This is a genomic window from Mycolicibacterium septicum DSM 44393 (assembly GCF_000455325.1).
Classification (GTDB): domain Bacteria; phylum Actinomycetota; class Actinomycetes; order Mycobacteriales; family Mycobacteriaceae; genus Mycobacterium; species Mycobacterium septicum.
In genome coordinates, this window is sequence record NZ_HG322951.1 from 2,823,381 (window position 1) to 2,839,847 (window position 16,467).

Here is a 16,467-nt window from a genome sequence, read left to right on the forward strand (position 1 = left end):
CCGGTCGAATCAGCGGTCGGGCAGGGCGTGCTCGACGATCGGCCGACGCGGATGTGGTTCGCGTTCGGCACGTTTGGCGGCCAGATAAACCTGGCTGGTCTCGGCGGCCACGGTGTGCCAGTCGAAGTCGGCGCTGAGCCGCTCGCGGGCGGCGATCGCCCGGCGCTGCGCCGCCTCGGGGTCGTCGAGCACAGCACGTACCGCCGCGGCCAGCCCCACCACATCCCGTGGTGCGAACGACATTCCGGTCTGGCCGTCGATCACCGCTTCGCCCAGGCCGCCCACGTTCGAGGTCACCAACGGGGTTCCGGTGGCCGCGGCTTCCAGCGCCACGATGCCGAACGGCTCGTAGTGGCTGGGCAGTACCGCGGCGTCGGCGGACTGCAGGGCCTGCAGCAGTTCCTCGTGTCCGAGCCGTCCGACGAACCGGGTCGCCTTGAGCACCTTGTGCTTCCGGGCCTGCTCGACGAGCCACTGCTGCTGGGTTCCGTCGCCGGCGATCGTCAGCGTGGTGCCGGGATGTGCACGCCGGATCCGGGGCAGGGCGGCGATGGCGTCGTGCACGCCCTTCTCGTATTCCAGGCGGCCGAGGTAGAGCAACTCAGGCGGACCCTGGCGGGGGCGTCGCGGCGCGAACGGCCAGAGATCGGCGTCGATCCCGTTGCGGATCACCCTGATCTCGGACAGTTCGGGTCCGAACAGTTCGGTGATCTCGTCGCTCATCGAGGCCGAACACGTGATCAGTGAATCTGATTCGCGCACCAGCCAGGATTCCACGGCGTGCACCTGGCGGCTGATCGGGCCCGAGACCCAGCCGGAGTGCCGACCCGCCTCGGTGGCGTGGATGGTGGAAACCAGTGGTACATCGAAGAATTCGGCCAGGGCGATGGCGGGATGGGCCACCAGCCAATCGTGGGCGTGAACGAGGTCGGGCACCCAGCGGTCGCCCGAATTGTCCTTGACGGCAAGGCCGGTGCGCACCATGGCGTGGCCCATCGCCAGGGTCCAGGCCATCATGTCCGTGCCGAACACGAACTCGTGCGGATCCTGGGCGGCGGCCACCACCCGTACACCCTCGCTGACCTCGTCGGTGGACGGGTGCGTGCTGGGATCGGTGTCGGTGGGCCTGCGACTGAGCACCACGATCTCGTGTCCGGCTTCGGCCAGCGCGGTGGCCAGGTGGTGCACGTGTCGGCCCAGACCGCCGACGACGACGGGTGGGTACTCCCATGACACCATCAGGATCTTCATGACTGCGGGCCTTCGTGCCGGTGCGAGTGTGCGCACAATGCTGGGGATTGCCGGGGTGTCGAGCGGCAGAACCGCACGCTCGCGCTGGTGGTCATTTTGGCAGACGCCGGGCGTCGAGGGCGCCGAACAGTCCGTCGGCCTTGTTCCAGCCGTCGGCGAGCCGTTCGGCGTGGTCGCGACGGCCCGAGGCCAGTGCGTCGGAGATCTCGCGGGTGGCGTGGGCGTGCAGATGCGCGCGGTAGCGCGCGTAGTCGGCGGCCGAATCCTTGCTGACCATGAACGGCCAGTCGCTCGAGACCGTCAGCAACGTCTCCCGCAGGATCTGATCGGCCACGCGGTCGCGCGGGGTCGGTGCACCGACCGCGGCGTGCTGGGTCAGCGCCTTGTCCACGGTGCTCAGTGCGCCGTCGACCACCTCGCTGTTGAGCTGCACCAGATCGGCCACCTTCTCGCCGTTCCAGACCTGCCAGTTCTTTCCCGAACCCCATGAGCTGGGCGGCAATTCGACCGGGGCACCGACATATCCGCCGGCCTTGGCGTCGGCGAGGGTGCCCACCCGCACGCCGGCCGCGGGCAGTGCCCGCAGCACCCGGCCCAGCCATTCCGGGCCCTCGTACCACCAGTGCCCGAACAGCTCGGTGTCGAACGCGGCCACGACGTGCGCCGGGCGGCCGATCCGCCGGCTCTCGCTGATCAGCCTGCGGCGGACCACCTCGACGAAGTCGGCGACGTGCTCGTCGATCGCGCGGTCGGCGCGCTGCGGATCGTAGGGCGCCTTCTCCTCGGACGGGACGTTGCGGCCGGTGACCCGGGCCGGTTTGAGGCCCGTGGTGTGGTCGTAGGTGTGGAAATCCCGGTACGCGGCATGACCGGGGTAACCGGACTTGGGCGACCACACGCGGTAGCTGACCTGCAGGTCGCGCCCGAAGGCCACCACGTCGGAGTCACCGACCGGCCGGCCGAGGGTGGTGTCGCCGTGCAACGACGGGCCGTCCACCATGAAATGCCCGACACCGGCCGCGGCGTAACCGGTCTCCATACCCGGTGCGTACGCGCATTCGGGTGCCCAGATGCCGACCGGGGTGTGCGCGAACCGCTGCTGCGCATCGGCCAGGCCTTCGCGCAGCGCGAACTCGCGCAGCCGCGGGTTCAGCAGCGGCTGGAACGGGTGTGACAGCGGGCCGCCGAGCAGTTCGATGGTCTCGGCGTCGATCAGCTGGCGCAGCAGCCCGCTGGCGCCGTGCCGCCAGTGGGTGGTGAATTCCTCGATGGCCGCACCGGCCTCGGCGTACTCGCGAATCCCGAACTGCTGCAAGGCTGGTTCCTCGCGCAGCGTCGTCGCCTCCTGGGCGCGCAGCTGCCAGTTGGCCAGCCAGTGGTGCATACCCGTCAGGCAGTAGGGGTCATCGAGCTGCGCGGTGACCACCGGCGTCATGCCGAGAGTGATCAGGTGGCTGCGGTCCTCGGCGGCCAGCCCGCGCAGCACCCGCATCAGCGGCAGGTAGGCCGCGGCCCAGGACTGGTAGAGCCATTCCTCGCCGACCGGCCAGCGTCCGTGGTGCGCAAGCCAGGGCAGATGGGTGTGCAGGACCAGGGTGAACAACCCGGGTACCGGTTCGGGTTCAGGCTCCTGAGTGGGATGCGTCACGGCCGCACCGCGATCGCGACCAGATCGAGGCTGTCATCAATGTTGCGTTCGTCGGCGGACGTGAGATCGAAGTCGTCGATGCCGACGGCGGCGACATCGGCGAGCAGCTGCTCGGGCCACGGAGCGTCGGCCACGGCTCGCTGCACCTGCGCCTCGATGATCGAGCCGCCGTGCCGGGCGTCGAGCTCTGCCAGCCCGGCGCCGTGAAAGACCCCGAGCATCGACTCGACGGTGAAACCGGCGTCGTGCAGCAGTTCGGTCAGCTCCGCGCCGTTGAGTTCACGGGTGTGGAACGGGTTGAGCGGGGTGTCGCGACCGGGGGAGAAGGTGATCCGGTTGGGGGTGGAGACCAGGAACACGCCGCCGGGCCGCAACACGCGGAAACACTCGGAGACGAATTGACCCTGATCCCACAGATGTTCGATGACCTGGAAGTTCACCACGACGTCGACCGACTCGTCGGCCAGGGGCAGCTCGGCGAGATTGCCGTGCTGGATCTCGACCCGCGGGTAGCGGGCGCGCACGTGTGCCACCGTGGCTTCGTCGTAGTCGAGCGCGACGACGCGGCGGGCCACGTCGGCGATCAGATCGGCGCCGTAGCCTTCACCGCAGCCGGCCTCCAGGACCTCACGATCGACGCAACGGCCGGCCAATCGCTGATACACCACCTCATGACGGCGAAACCAGTAGTTCTCCTCGGCCAGGCCGGGGATGGTCCGCTCGCCGGTCAGGGGTAGGGCCCGGGATTCGACGCCGTCCGGGTCTTCCACTAAAGCGCTCATTGGAAGGCAGGCTAACCCAGGCGAAGCACTGGTGGACTATCCGCGAACGGTTCCCCTACCTCAGGGGTGTGGTAGGGGAGGCCGGAATACAAACTCCGACCAGCTATGGTGATCCTGCGAACCATCAAAAGTTACCGACCGGTAACATGATGCTAGTTGCCTAGAACGTGATATGAGCCCGGGTCACCGGTCTCATCGAGGAGGACGAACCAGAGTCATGACGAACATCGTGGTCCTGATCAAACAGGTCCCAGACACTTGGTCGGAGCGCAAGCTGTCCGACGGCGATTTCACCCTCGACCGCGAGGCTGCCGACGCCGTGCTCGACGAGATCAACGAGCGCGCCGTGGAAGAGGCGCTGTTGATCAAGGAGCGTGAGGGCGGCGACAGCACTGTCACCGTGCTGACCGCCGGCCCGGAGCGCGCCACCGAGGCGATCCGCAAGGCGCTGTCCATGGGTGCCGACAAGGCTGTGCACCTCAAGGACGACGGCCTGCACGGCTCCGACGTGATCCAGACCGGGTGGGCACTGGCCCGCGCGCTGGGCACCATCGAGGGCACCGAGCTGGTCATCGCCGGTAACGAGGCCACCGACGGTGTCGGCGGCGCAGTCCCGGCCGTGATCGCCGAGTACCTGGGCCTGCCGCAGCTCACCCACGTGCGCAAGCTGACCGTCGAGGGCGGCAAGGTCACCGCCGAGCGTGAGACCGACGAGGGCGTGTTCAGCCTCGAGGCCTCGCTGCCGGCCGTGGTCAGCGTCAACGAGAAGATCAACGAGCCCCGCTTCCCCTCCTTCAAGGGCATCATGGCCGCCAAGAAGAAGGAAGTCACCGTGCTCACCCTCGCCGAGATCGGCGTGGAAGCCGATGAGGTCGGCGTTGCCAATGCCGGTTCCAAGGTGCTGTCTTCGACCCCGAAGCCGCCGAAGACCGCCGGTGAGAAGGTGACCGACGAAGGTGACGGCGGCACGAAGATCGCCGAGTACCTGGTTGCCCAAAAGCTGATCTAGCCCACCCACTTCCGAAAGACGTAACGAGAACTCATGGCTGAAGTACTTGTGCTCGTTGAGCACTCCGAAGGCGCATTGAAGAAGGTCAGCGCCGAGCTCATTACCGCTGCCCGCGTGCTGGGCGAGCCTGCCGCCGTTGTGGTGGGCAAGCCGGGCACCGCGGCCCCGCTGGTCGACGGCCTGAAGGCCGCCGGTGCGGCCAAGATCTACGTCGCCGAGTCCGACGACGCTGAGAGCTACCTGGTCACCCCCGTCGTCGACGTGCTGGCAGGACTGGCCGAGTCGGCCGCCCCCGCCGGCGTGATCGTCGCCGCCACCGCTGACGGCAAGGAAATCGCCGCCCGCCTGGCTGCGCGTATCGGCTCGGGCCTGCTGGTCGACGTGGTCGAGGTCCGCGAGGGTGCAGTGGGCGTCCACTCCATCTTCGGTGGTGCCTTCACCGTCGAGGCCCAGGTCACCAGTGACACCCCGGTGATCACGGTCCGTCCGGGTGCCATCGAGGCCGCCCCGGCCGACGGTGCCGGCGAGGTCGTCAACGTCGAGGTTCCGGCCCAGGCCGAGAACGCGACCAAGATCACCAAGCGCGAGCCCGCCGTTGCCGGTGACCGCCCCGAGCTCACCGAGGCCAGCGTCGTGGTCGCCGGTGGTCGTGGTGTCGGCAGCGCCGAGAGCTTCTCGGTCGTCGAGGAGCTGGCCGACTCGCTGGGCGGTGCCGTCGGTGCCTCCCGCGCCGCGGTCGACTCGGGCTACTACCCGGGCCAGTTCCAGGTCGGCCAGACCGGTAAGACCGTGTCGCCGCAGCTGTACATCGCCCTCGGTATCTCCGGCGCGATCCAGCACCGCGCCGGCATGCAGACGTCGAAGACGATCATCGCGGTGAACAAGGACGAGGAAGCGCCGATCTTCGAGATCGCCGACCTCGGCATCGTCGGTGACCTGTTCAAGGTCAGCCCGCAGCTGACCGAGGCCGTCAAGGCCCGCAAGGGATAATTCCCCCAAGGCGTCAACGCAGAACCCCGGTGCACCTCGGTGCGCCGGGGTTTTGTGCTGTCCGGGGCAACTGCGTAGGGCAAACGGGCGCGCACAACGTGCACCGGGTGTCACGCTGGAGTGGCGCTCGAGCCCGAGAACCACTCTCGCGTGACAAGGGGCGTGGCGGCGGTGCGGCCAGCCGGCCCGACTACGGACTTTCCAGGGTTTGGATCTCGGCACGCGGTGCCAGTGTTGGTCCTGTCAGCACGTCGAGAAAGGGATTCGCACAATGAAAATCACAGTCATAGGTGCCAGCGGCCAGATCGGGTCGCGGGTCGTGCGGTTGCTCACCGAAGCCGGGCACGACGTGGTGGCTGCCTCCCTGTCGTCGGGCGCCAATGTCCTGACCGGTGAGGGCCTGGTGGACGCGCTCAACGGCGCAGAGGTGTTGGTCGACGTGGTCAACTCGCCCTCGTTCGAGGACGGCGCCGTGCTGGACTTCTTCACCACGTCCGCACGCAACCTGGCGGCCGCCGCGAAGGAGACCGGTGTCGGGCACTACGTCGCGTTGTCGATCGTGGGCACCGACGGCCTGCCGGACAGCGGTTACATGCGGGCCAAGGTGGCCCAGGAGAAGGTCATCACCGAGTCCGGGCTGCCGTACACGATCGTGCGCGCCACGCAGTTCCAGGAATTCGCCGAGGCCATCACCGGGACGCTGGTGGTGGGCGGCGAGGTACGCGTTCCCGATGCCCGGATCCAGCTGATCTCCGTCGACGACGTCGCAGCCGAGGTGGCCAAGGTCGCCCAGGCCGCGCCGCTGGGCGGCATCGTCAACATCGGTGGGCCCGACAAGATCTCGTTTGCCGACATGGCACGTGCCGTGCTGGCCGAGCAGGGCGACGACAAGCCGGTCGTGATCGATCCGCAGGCAACGTATTTCGGTACCGCCGTCGACGACGACAGCCTGGTGACCGGCGACGACGGGATCCTTGGTGAAACCCGTTGGGTCGCATGGACCGGGGCGCACTGACATGCCTGTGACAGCGGAGCAGGAAAAAGCCCTCCACGATGCGATGACTGTGATCGCCACCGCGACGCCGCCGTTCATCCCGCCGAATGCCGAGGTGATGACGACCATCATCGAGTGGCCCGCGGGATCCCCTGGGGCGCCGCCGCACCGGCATCCTGCCGGACCCGCCTTCGGCTATGTGCTGGAGGGCGAGATGCTGTTCGAGCTGGAGGGCGAGGCGCCGCGGGTGGTCAAGGCGGGGGAGGCCTTCTGGGAGCCCGGCGGTGACGTCATCCACTACTCGGATGCCAACAACCGTGACGACATTCCGCTGAAGTTCCTCGTCAACATGCTGTGTGTGCCAGGTGAACCCATGCTCGTCATCGTCGAAGACGAGGAGCTCGAGGCCCGCAAGGACCGCCGGGTTCGCTGATGGCCGAGTTCGGAGACGTCGTCCGGTCGCGTCGTTCATCACGAATGTTCCTGCCGGACAAGCCTGTTCCGCGTGAGCTCCTGGATGAGGCGCTCGCGTTGGCGGTGCGTGCGCCGTCGAACTCGAACACGCAACCCTGGCACGTCTTCTTCGCCACCGGCGAGCGGCGCGTCCGATTGGTGGACGCGCTGCTCGCCGCGGTCGAGGCGGCACCGCCGGCGGTGGGTTCCGCGGGCCTTCCGCCGCGGTTCGCTCATCTGCGCCGGGAGAGCGGTGCCCTGGTCTACGGGGCAATGGGGATCGCCCGCGACGACGCCGAGGGACGCTGGGCCGCCCAGAAGCGCAACTGGGAGTTCTTCCACGCGCCTGTCGCCGGGGTGGTCTGCATGCACCGGGATTTCACGAATGTGGACGCGATGGGGGTCGGGATGTTCCTGCAGACCCTGCTGTTGGCGTTGAACGAACAGGGTCTCGGCAGTTGCGTGCAGGTGTCCATCTCGTTCTATCCGGACGTACTGCGCGAACAACTGGACATTCCCGACGATCTGACGATCCTGAGTGGGCTGTCGATCGGCTATGCCGACCCCCAATTTGCGGCGAATCACCTGGACACACCGCGCAACCCGATCGGCGAGAACGTGGTGTTCCTGCAGGACTGACCGGCAGCCCAAAAAGTCACCTGGCGCTCACAGACATGTCACACAGGCGATGCCGTATGGAGACCCGGCTGGGCGACCGTGCTGGTTATGAGCACTGCATCTGTACTCATCGCCGCTGATCACACCGACAGCGCGGCGCCCGATGCGCCGCGCTACACCCTGTTGTTGTCCGCCGATCCCGAGCTCATCGAAGCCGCCCAGCGGCTCCGCCACGACGTGTTCACCTCCGAACCCGGATTCGCACTCACCGGGGCTGCCGACGGACGTGACGCCGACCGGTTCGACGAGCATTGCGACCACCTGCTGGTACGTGAGGACCGCACCGGCGAGTTGGTGGGCTGCTACCGGATGCTGCCGCCGCCCGGCGCCATCGCCGCGGGCGGGCTCTACACCGCCACCGAGTTCGATGTGCGCGGCCTCGACGCACTGCGGCCGTCCCTGGTCGAGATGGGCCGTGCGGTGGTGCGAACCGACCACCGCAATGGTGCCGTCGTCCTGCTCATGTGGGCGGGCATCCTGGCCTACCTCGACCGTTCCGGGTACGACTACGTGACGGGCTGCGTTTCGGTGCCGGTCGCCGGGAACGCCGACGGCCCACCGGGGACCCAGATCCGCGGGGTCCGCGACTTCGTGCGGCGTCGCCACGCCGCTCCTGCCGAACACACGGTGTACCCGTACCGGCCGGTGATGCTGGACGGCCGAGGGCTCGACGACATCGACCCGCCCTCGCGGACCACTGTGCCGCCGCTGATGCGGGGCTACCTGCGCCTGGGCGCGCAGGTGTGCGGGGAACCGGCCCACGACCCCGACTTCGGGGTGGGGGACTTCCCGGCCCTGCTGGACAAGCGCCGCGCCGACGTCCGCTACCTCAAGCGCCTGCGCTCGGTGTCGGCCGCGGCCGACATGGCCGACGGGATCGCCGGGGGCGCGTCATGACCGCCTGTGATCATTCGTGGCTGCCCAAGGCCTCGTGCGACGGCAGTTGCGTGCATGCCGGCGGCGCCGACGCCGGCCGTCGGCTGGTGGTCTGGATCCGCACTTCGGTGCGGGTGGTGATGGCCGTCATCCTGGCTCCCGGCGTGCCCCTGCTGGCGGTGCCGATACCGGGCCGCTCACATGTGCAGCGTTTCTACTGCCGGTTGATGCTGCGCTGCTTCGGAGTCCGGATCTCCTTGTCGGGCGGACCTATTCGCAACCTGAAGGGCGTGCTCGTGGTCAGCGGGCACGTGTCGTGGCTCGACATCTTCACCATCGGTGCGGTGCTGCCCGGCTCGTTCGTGGCCCGGGCGGACCTGGTCGAATGGCCCGCGGTGGGCCGGCTGGCCCGGGTGATGAAGGTGATCCCGATCGACCGGGGCAGCCTGCGCCGGCTGCCTGCGGTGGTTCACACCGTGGCCGAGCGCCTGCGCGCCGGACACACCGTGGTGGCCTTCCCGGAGGGCACCACGTGGTGCGGCCTGGCCTACGGACCGTTCCGGCCTGCGATGTTCCAGGCCGCGATCGACGCGGCCCGGCCGGTGCAGCCGTTACGCCTGGTCTACCGCCACCGCGACGGCCGGCCGTCGACGATTCCGGCCTTTGTGGGGGAGGACACCCTGCTGCGCTCGGTGCGGCGGGTCATCACCGCACGTCGCACGGTGTGCCACGTCCATGTGGGCTCATTGCAGTTGCCGGGAGACGACCGGCGGGTACTGGCCGGGCGCTGCGAGGCGGTGGTGCGCGGTCACCAGGAGCTGCCTGGCGCTCCCGCGCACGTGCTGGCGGCCTGAGGCGGCTGGAGGGAGGGTCGCCTGCCAGCGGCTATCCTAGGAGGGTTATGGCCTCCATCCTGACCTCCTCCTCAGGCGGGCCGGTCTATCTCGATCACGCCGCCACCACCCCGATGCACGCCGCTGCCATCGAGGCGATGACCGCTGCGCTGGCCACCGTCGGCAACGCGTCGTCGCTGCACGGCTCTGGCCGGATGGCGCGCAGGCGGATGGAGGAGGCCCGCGAGACGCTGGCCCAGCTGCTGGGCTGTCGCCCCTCGGAGGTGATCTTCACCGCCGGTGGAACAGAGAGCGACAACCTGGCCGTCAAGGGCATCTACTGGGCCCGCCGCGATGCCGACCCGGCGCGCCGCCGGATCATCACCACTGCCGTCGAGCATCACGCCGTTCTGGACGCCGTGCAGTGGCTGGTCGATCACGAGGGTGCCGAGGTGACCTGGCTGCCGGTCGACGCCGAGGGCGCCGTCGCACCCGAGTCGCTGCGCGCCGCGCTTGAAGCCGGCGACGGCCCCGCCGACGTAGCCCTGATCAGCATCATGTGGGCCAACAACGAGGTCGGCACCATCATGCCGATCGCCGAGCTGGCCGCCGTCGCGACCGAGTTCGAGGTCCCGATGCACAGCGACGCCATCCAGGCCGTCGGCCAGATTCCGGTCGACTTCACCGCCGCCGGGCTGGCGGCGATGAGCGTCGCCGCGCACAAGTTCGGCGGCCCGATGGGCATCGGTGCGCTGGTGCTGCGTCGTGACACCGCCTGCGTGCCGCTGCTGCACGGCGGCGGTCAGGAGCGCGACGTCCGTTCGGGGACGCCCGACGTTGCCGGTGCGGTGGCGATGACCGCGGCCGCCGAGGTGGCCATCGGCGGGCTCGCCGAGCACAGCGCCCGGGTGCAGGCGCTGCGGGACCGGCTGATCGACGGTGTGTTGTCCACGATCGAGGACACCTATCTCAACGGGCCGCAGGGCGCCGGCCGGCTTCCCGCCAATACCCACTTCACCTTCCGCGGCTGCGAAGGTGACTCGCTCCTGATGCTGCTCGACGCCAAGGGCGTCGAATGCTCCACCGGGTCGGCGTGCACCGCCGGCGTGGCGCAGCCGTCGCACGTCCTGATCGCCATGGGCGCCGACCCCGCCACCGCGCGGGGTTCACTGCGATTCTCGTTGGGGCACACCAGCACCGACGCTGACGTCGACGCCGTGCTGGAGGTGCTGCCCGCGGCGGTCGAGCGGGCCCGGCAGGCGGCGCTGGCCAGCGCCGGGAGGACCTTCTCATGAGAGTCCTGGTCGCGATGAGCGGCGGCGTGGATTCCTCGGTGGCCGCCGCCCGGATGGTCGATGCCGGCCACGACGTCGTCGGAGTGCACATGGCGCTGTCGTCGGCGCCGGGGACGTTGCGCACCGGATCCCGGGGGTGCTGCTCCAAGGAGGACGCGGGCGATGCCCGCCGGGTGGCCGACATTCTCGACATCCCGTTCTACGTCTGGGATTTCGCCGACCGGTTCAAGGACGACGTGATCGACGACTTCGTCGAGTCATACGCCCGCGGCGAGACCCCGAACCCCTGTGTGCGGTGCAATGAGCGGATCAAGTTCTCCGCGCTGGCGGCGCGGGCGCTGGCGCTCGGTTTCGACGCGGTGGCCACCGGTCACTACGCACGGCTGGCCGACGGCCGGCTGCGTCGCGCGGTCGACGCCGACAAGGACCAGTCCTACGTGCTGGGTGTGCTGACCGCCGAACAGCTCTCGCATGCGCTCTTCCCGATCGGTGACACGCCCAAATCGCAGATCCGGGCCGAGGCCGCCGAGCGTGGCCTGGCCGTTGCGAAAAAGCCTGACAGCCATGACATCTGCTTCATCCCCTCCGGAGACACCCAGGCCTTCCTGGGTGCCCGGATCGGCGTTCGTCGCGGCTCGGTGATCGACAACGAAGGTGCGGTGCTCGCCGAACACGACGGCGTGCACGGCTTCACCATCGGGCAGCGCAAGGGTCTGGGCATCGCGGGACCGGGTGCCGACGGCCGCCCCCGCTACGTCACCGCGATCGACGCCGAGACGGGCACGGTGCGGGTCGGACCGGCCGAGGACCTCGAGATCTGGGAGCTGGTCGGCGACAAGCCCGTGTTCACCGGCGGGGCTCCGCTGCAGGGGCCGGTCGAATGCCAGATTCAGGTGCGGGCGCACGGCGGGATCACCGACGCGGTGGCCGAGCTGCGCGACGGCCGGCTGGCGGTTTCCCTGCGGGCACCGCTGCGTGGGGTGGCCCCCGGTCAGACCATGGTGCTGTACCGGCCCGACGCCGACGGTGACGAGGTCATCGCCAGCGCGACCATCGCGCGCGTGTGAGCATCGACGGATGAGCGTCTTCGCAGCGGCAACCGGTATCGGTTCGTGGCCGGGCACCCAGCCGCGGGCTGCCGCGGAAGTCGTCGTCGGTGAACTGCACACCCTGTCGCACCTCGTGGAACTGCCGGCACGGGGGATCGGCGCCGACCTGATCGGTCGGGCCGGGGCCCTGCTCGTCGACATCGGCATCGACACCGTGCCGCGCGGATACCGCATCGCCGGTGGCCGCAGCGCTGCGCTGCGACGCGCCGTGAGCCTGCTCGGCGAGGACATCGATGCGCTGGAAGAAGCCTGGGAGCGTGCGGGATTGCGGGGCAGCGGGCGCGCCGTCAAGGTGCAGGCGCCCGGTCCGATCACGCTGGCTGCTCAGCTGGAACTGCCCAACGGACATCGGGCCATCACCGATCACGGTGCGCTGCGAGATCTTTCGGCCTCCCTGGCCGAGGGGCTGGCGATCCACCGGGCCGAGGTGGCCCGGCGGTTGGAGACCCCGGTGGTGGTGCAGCTCGATGAGCCGTCGCTGCCTGCCGCGTTGGCGGGCCGGCTGTCGGGGGTCACCAGTTTCACCCCGGTCCATCCCGTGGACGAGCCGTTGGCGATGAACCTGATCGATGCCTGTGTCGCAGCGGCCGGCTCCGATGTCGCATTGCACAGTTGTGCACCAGAGCTGCCGTGGAAGGCCTTGTTGCGCAGCGCTGTTCACGCTGTTTCGGTCGACGTGTCGACCCTGACGCCGGCGGATCTGGACGGTGTCGGGGAGTTCGTCGACTCGGGACGTACCGTGCTGCTCGGTGTGGTGCCTACGATCGCGCCCGAGGGTAGGCCGTCGGTCGAAGAAATCGCCAAGGCTGCGGTGGCGCTGACCGATCGACTCGGGTTCGCCCGGTCCGTGCTGCGGGACCGCATCGGCATCACGCCGTCCTGCGGCTTGGCCGGGGCCACGTCGCAATGGGCGCGCACCGCGGTGGAACTCACGCAGAAGGCCGCCGACGCGTTCGCCGAAGATCCGGACGCCATCTAGAAACAGCAACCAAAAGGTTGCTCTTTGCCGCGCACAGTCCTAGGCTGAAGGGCAACTGAAAGGTTGCATATGAGTACTGATCGGATCGAGAAGGAAGTTCTGCTCAAGGCACCCCTGGACCGGGTGTGGCGGGCCGTCAGCGACTCTGGGGAATTCGGCCGCTGGTTCGGGGTCCGGTTCGACGGGCCGTTCGTCGCCGGGGAATCGGTCAACGGGGTGATGACGCCGACCGAGGTCGACGAAGAGGTCGCCGCCATGCAGGAGCCCTACGCCGGCGAGGCCGACGCATGGCACATCGTGGCGGTCGAGCCGCCGCATCGGCTGGCCTTCCGCTGGCACCCGTATGCCGTCGAACCCGGCTCCCGTGAGCCGGAGGCGCCGACCACCCTGGTGGAGTTCACGCTGGCCGAGACCGACGGCGGGGTCCTGCTGCGCATCGTCGAATCGGGATTCGACGCGATTCCCGCCGAGCGGCGGAAGTCGGCATTCGAGTCCAACAGCGAAGGCTGGGCCCATCAGGCCGAGATGGTGCGCAAGTACCTCGCGCTCGGTGAGTCGGTGTGACGGCCACCGTCGTCGAGCGCGCACCTCTGTTTGACGCGCTCGGCGATCCCAACCGGTTGCGCATCGTCACCCGGCTCTGTGAGGGCGGCCCTTGTTCGACGGTGCAACTGACGCAGGTGATTCCGGTGACACGTCAGGCCGCGACCAAGCACCTGCTGCTGCTGGAGGCGGTGGGTCTGGTGGCCAGCGATCGCAAGGGCCGCGAACGCATCTGGCGGATCCAGCCCGAGCCGTTGGTGCAGGCCAGTGACTATCTGACGGCACTGTCGCGACGCTGGGACGACGCGATCGACCGCCTGCGAGCCTTCGTCGAGGACTAGCTGCCGCGCAGTTCCCGGCGCAGGATCTTGCCTGCCGACGACTTGGGGATCGCGTCGATGAACTCGACCTGGCGCACCTTCTTGTAGGGCGCCACCAGGCCGGCCACGAACGCGATCACCTCATCGGCGCTCAACTCGGACGAAGGCTGTTTGACCACAAAGGCTTTCGGCACTTCCTCGCCGGATTCCTTGTCCTGCACCCCGATCACCGCGGCATCGGCGATGTTGGGATGGCCGAGCAGCACGGCCTCCAGTTCGGCAGGCGGGACCTGGTAGCCCTTGTACTTGATGAGTTCCTTCAGCCGGTCGACGACGTAGACGCAACCGTAGGAATCGACCTGGGCCAGATCCCCGGTGTGCAGGAACCCGTCGGCGTCGATGGTCTCCCGCGTGGCCGCCTCATTGCCGAGGTAGCCGGCCATCACATTGGGCCCCTTGAACCACAGCTCGCCGGTTTCGCTCAAACCCTCGGCGGGGATGTCGATTTCATGGCCGGTGTCCGGGTCGACCAGCTTGCTGACGCTGTTGGGAACGGTCCAGCCGCACGAGTCCAGCGGCGCGACCGTGCCGACCGACGCCAGCCCACCGTCGTGCGGGGTGATGTGGCTGACCGGGCTGAGCTCGCTCATGCCGTAGCCCTGGGACACCGTGCAGCTCAATCGATCTGCCACGGCGCGGCCCAGATCGGCATCGAGCGAGGCGGCGCCGGACAGGACGGCCCGCAGCGAGGACAGGTCATAGGAATCGACCAGCGGGTGCTTGGCCAGGGCGACGGCCACCGGCGGGGCGATGTAGACGAACGTGCACCGGCGCGTCGCGATGTTGTCCAGGAACTCGCCGAGGTCGAACGACGGCATGATGACCAGTTGTGCGCGGGCATGCAGGGCGGCGTTGAGCAGCACCGTCATGCCGTAGATGTGGAAGAACGGCAGCACGGCCAGCAGCCGGTCATCGGAGGTCAGGCCCTGCAGTGGGCGGATCTGGGCCACGTTCGCCGTCAGGTTGGCGTGGGTGAGCATGACGCCCTTGGGGTTGGCCGTGGTGCCCGAGCTGTAGGGGAGCGCGGCCAGGTGCGTGGCCGGATCGAAGCTCACGTCGGGAGCCGGGCCCTCGGCGCCGAGGCCGTCACCGTCGAGCACCACCACCTGGTCTTCGGTGAGGCCCGCCGCCAGGGCCCCCTCGAGGGCCTGCGGCAGCAGCGCGCTCACCGTGACCAGCAGGCGCGCCTTCGAATCCTTGAGCTGCTTGGTGATGTCCCGCGCGGTGAACAGTGCGTTGACAGTGGTGGCGGTGGCGCCCGCGCGCAGGATCCCGTGGAACGCGATCGCGAAACCCGAACTGTTGGGCGACAGCAGTGCCACCGCGTCGCCGACTCCGATCCCGCGGGCCGCCAGCCCGCCGGCGAACGCGTCGATCTGGCTCACCAACTCGCCGTAGCTGGTCTCGGTACCGGACTTGGCGTCCACCAGGGCGGTGCGGCCGGCATCGGCCGCCGACATGTCGGCGAAGAGATAGTCGTAGATGCTGACGGCCGGCAGGTCGACGTCGGGGAATGGACTGGCGAAACTCATGGGGCTTCCGATCAGTTCTCGTCGAGTTGTTTGATGAGTCGGCGCGAGGCGACCAACCGGAACGAGGCGTCGATGAGTTCGCGGACCTCGGCCCAATCTACCTTCGCCGCAGTGAAGTCCAGACCCAGCCAGCCGAAAGGGCCCATGTAGGCCGGAAAGAAGAAGCGGCTGTCCTGTTCGAGTGCTCGGCGGTCGCTCTCGTCGACCTTGATCAGCAGCGAGTGGGGAAAGGGCACCATCTCGCCCCGAACCTCGGGTTTGACGTTGCCTCCGTACATGGCGAACATCTTCGGCGCGCAGAACACCGGCCGGCCCCACGAGACCTTCTCGAAGGCCTCGGGAAATCCCAGGGCTACGGTGCGGAGTTCGGCCAGGCCCAGGTCGTCATCGCTGAACATGATCGGGTGCGGCATGTCGTCAGGTTAGCGGTAGGGGCCCGCCCCGCCGATCAGAAATTAGGCTAGCCTTACCTTGCTTAATCGCAGGAAGGTTGACATGCCCACGACTTGGTTGGATTCCCTCACCCGGCAAACCCGCCGGACGGGTGGTTATCCCTATCCCCATCAGGCCGCCTATTTCCTCAACAACCCGTTGCGCCGACTCAGCGGAGACGACGAGCGGGCCGTCAAGCGGCTGGACCTGACCGGCTTCGAGCGGGTACTCGAAATCGGGCCGGGCCCTGGATACTTCAGCGTCGCCATCGCGCGCAACCTGCACCGGGGGCGACTGGACCTGCTCGACATTCAGCTGGAGATGCTGGACAAATCGCGCAGCGCGCTCGACCGCGCCGAGTGCTACAACGTCAGTTTCCACACCGGCGATGCCGAGGAAGAGCTGCCGTTCTATGACGACAGTTTCGACGTGGCGTTCCTGGCTTCTACGTTCGGCGAGATCGCGGACAAACGGGGCTGCATCCGCTCCTTGCATCGCATTCTCAAACCCGGTGCGCTACTGGTGTTTCGGGAAGGATTCCCCGACCCGGACCGCCTCGGCGTCGACGATCTGCGTGAGTTGGTGGAAGCCGACGGTTTCGAGTTCTGCGATGCCACCGGGAACCGCTGGCACGACGTCGTCAGGTTTCGGCGCTTGCCGCTGCCTTGAGCTGTCGGTGGGCT

General features: G+C 68.4%; 18 protein-coding genes. 13 read left to right on the top strand and 5 right to left on the bottom strand.

All coding sequences use genetic code 11. From position 1 onward, the window contains the following. Positions 1–9: 9 nt before the first annotated feature. From TX88_RS13285 to TX88_RS13295, 3 genes are all read right to left on the bottom strand, one after another. A complete protein-coding gene (locus TX88_RS13285; protein ID WP_044517409.1) occupies positions 10–1,251 on the bottom strand; it encodes a glycosyltransferase family 4 protein in 1,242 nt (413 codons plus the stop codon). Positions 1,252–1,342: 91 nt separating this feature from the next. After that, the gene (locus tag TX88_RS13290; protein ID WP_044517411.1) at positions 1,343–2,899 is read right to left on the bottom strand and encodes a 1,4-alpha-glucan branching protein domain-containing protein; all 1,557 of its coding nucleotides are present in this window, start codon (positions 2,897–2,899) and stop codon (positions 1,343–1,345) included. Further along, positions 2,896–3,681, bottom strand: a complete 786-nt coding sequence (locus TX88_RS13295) for a class I SAM-dependent methyltransferase (RefSeq protein ID WP_044517413.1) — start codon at positions 3,679–3,681, stop codon at positions 2,896–2,898. Before TX88_RS13295 ends, TX88_RS13290 begins: the two co-directional genes overlap by 4 nt. Positions 3,682–3,898: 217 nt before the next feature. Between TX88_RS13295 and TX88_RS13300 the strand changes: the two genes are divergently transcribed. The 12 genes from TX88_RS13300 (at position 3,899) to TX88_RS13355 (ending at position 13,781) form a co-directional block, all read left to right on the top strand. Continuing rightward, entirely contained in the window at positions 3,899–4,690 is a 792-nt protein-coding gene (locus TX88_RS13300; protein WP_044517415.1) for an electron transfer flavoprotein subunit beta/FixA family protein, read from the top strand. A gap of 33 nt (positions 4,691–4,723) precedes the next feature. Next, the gene (locus TX88_RS13305; protein ID WP_044517417.1) at positions 4,724–5,680 is read left to right on the top strand and encodes an electron transfer flavoprotein subunit alpha/FixB family protein; all 957 of its coding nucleotides are present in this window, start codon (positions 4,724–4,726) and stop codon (positions 5,678–5,680) included. Positions 5,681–5,951: 271 nt separating this feature from the next. Further along, entirely contained in the window at positions 5,952–6,695 is a 744-nt protein-coding gene (locus TX88_RS13310; RefSeq protein ID WP_044517418.1) for an SDR family oxidoreductase, read from the top strand. A 1-nt stretch (position 6,696) separates the two neighbouring features. Next, complete coding sequence (locus tag TX88_RS13315; protein ID WP_044517420.1) at positions 6,697–7,107, top strand: cupin domain-containing protein; 411 nt, start codon at positions 6,697–6,699, stop codon at positions 7,105–7,107. Next, positions 7,107–7,766: a nitroreductase gene (locus tag TX88_RS13320; RefSeq protein WP_044517423.1), complete on the top strand. Its 660-nt coding sequence runs from the start codon at positions 7,107–7,109 to the stop codon at positions 7,764–7,766. Before TX88_RS13315 ends, TX88_RS13320 begins: the two co-directional genes overlap by 1 nt. 87 nt (positions 7,767–7,853) lie before the next feature. Beyond that, the gene (locus TX88_RS13325; protein ID WP_044517424.1) at positions 7,854–8,702 is read left to right on the top strand and encodes a GNAT family N-acetyltransferase; all 849 of its coding nucleotides are present in this window, start codon (positions 7,854–7,856) and stop codon (positions 8,700–8,702) included. Further along, the gene (locus TX88_RS13330; protein WP_044517425.1) at positions 8,699–9,535 is read left to right on the top strand and encodes a lysophospholipid acyltransferase family protein; all 837 of its coding nucleotides are present in this window, start codon (positions 8,699–8,701) and stop codon (positions 9,533–9,535) included. Before TX88_RS13325 ends, TX88_RS13330 begins: the two co-directional genes overlap by 4 nt. A 47-nt stretch (positions 9,536–9,582) precedes the next feature. Beyond that, positions 9,583–10,809 carry a cysteine desulfurase family protein gene (locus TX88_RS13335; RefSeq protein ID WP_044517426.1) on the top strand — a complete coding sequence of 409 codons (1,227 nt, stop codon included), beginning with the start codon at positions 9,583–9,585 and terminating at the stop codon, positions 10,807–10,809. Beyond that, positions 10,806–11,876, top strand: a complete 1,071-nt coding sequence (gene mnmA / locus TX88_RS13340) for a tRNA 2-thiouridine(34) synthase MnmA (RefSeq protein ID WP_044517427.1) — start codon at positions 10,806–10,808, stop codon at positions 11,874–11,876. Before TX88_RS13335 ends, mnmA begins: the two co-directional genes overlap by 4 nt. Positions 11,877–11,886: 10 nt before the next feature. Beyond that, positions 11,887–12,897, top strand: coding sequence for a uroporphyrinogen decarboxylase/cobalamine-independent methonine synthase family protein (locus TX88_RS13345; protein ID WP_044517428.1), 1,011 nt, complete (start codon positions 11,887–11,889; stop codon positions 12,895–12,897). A gap of 69 nt (positions 12,898–12,966) precedes the next feature. Continuing rightward, on the top strand, positions 12,967–13,461 hold the full coding sequence (locus TX88_RS13350; RefSeq protein ID WP_044517429.1) for an SRPBCC family protein: 495 nt from the start codon (positions 12,967–12,969) through the stop codon (positions 13,459–13,461). Beyond that, positions 13,458–13,781 (top strand): ArsR/SmtB family transcription factor, encoded by a 324-nt coding sequence (locus TX88_RS13355; protein WP_044517430.1) that lies wholly within the window; start codon positions 13,458–13,460, stop codon positions 13,779–13,781. The genes TX88_RS13350 and TX88_RS13355 overlap by 4 nt, the downstream gene beginning before the upstream one ends. Here the strand turns inward: TX88_RS13355 and TX88_RS13360 are convergent. Next, a complete protein-coding gene (locus TX88_RS13360) occupies positions 13,778–15,352 on the bottom strand; it encodes a 4-coumarate--CoA ligase family protein (protein ID WP_044517431.1) in 1,575 nt (524 codons plus the stop codon). The two genes, TX88_RS13355 and TX88_RS13360, sit on opposite strands and share 4 nt — an antisense overlap. A gap of 11 nt (positions 15,353–15,363) precedes the next feature. Next, a complete protein-coding gene (locus TX88_RS13365) occupies positions 15,364–15,765 on the bottom strand; it encodes an MmcQ/YjbR family DNA-binding protein (protein WP_044517432.1) in 402 nt (133 codons plus the stop codon). A gap of 97 nt (positions 15,766–15,862) precedes the next feature. On the opposite strand from TX88_RS13365, the gene TX88_RS13370 reads away from it, so the two are divergent. Beyond that, positions 15,863–16,453, top strand: a complete 591-nt coding sequence (locus TX88_RS13370; protein WP_044519375.1) for a class I SAM-dependent methyltransferase — start codon at positions 15,863–15,865, stop codon at positions 16,451–16,453. The last annotated feature ends 14 nt before the right edge of the window (positions 16,454–16,467 follow it).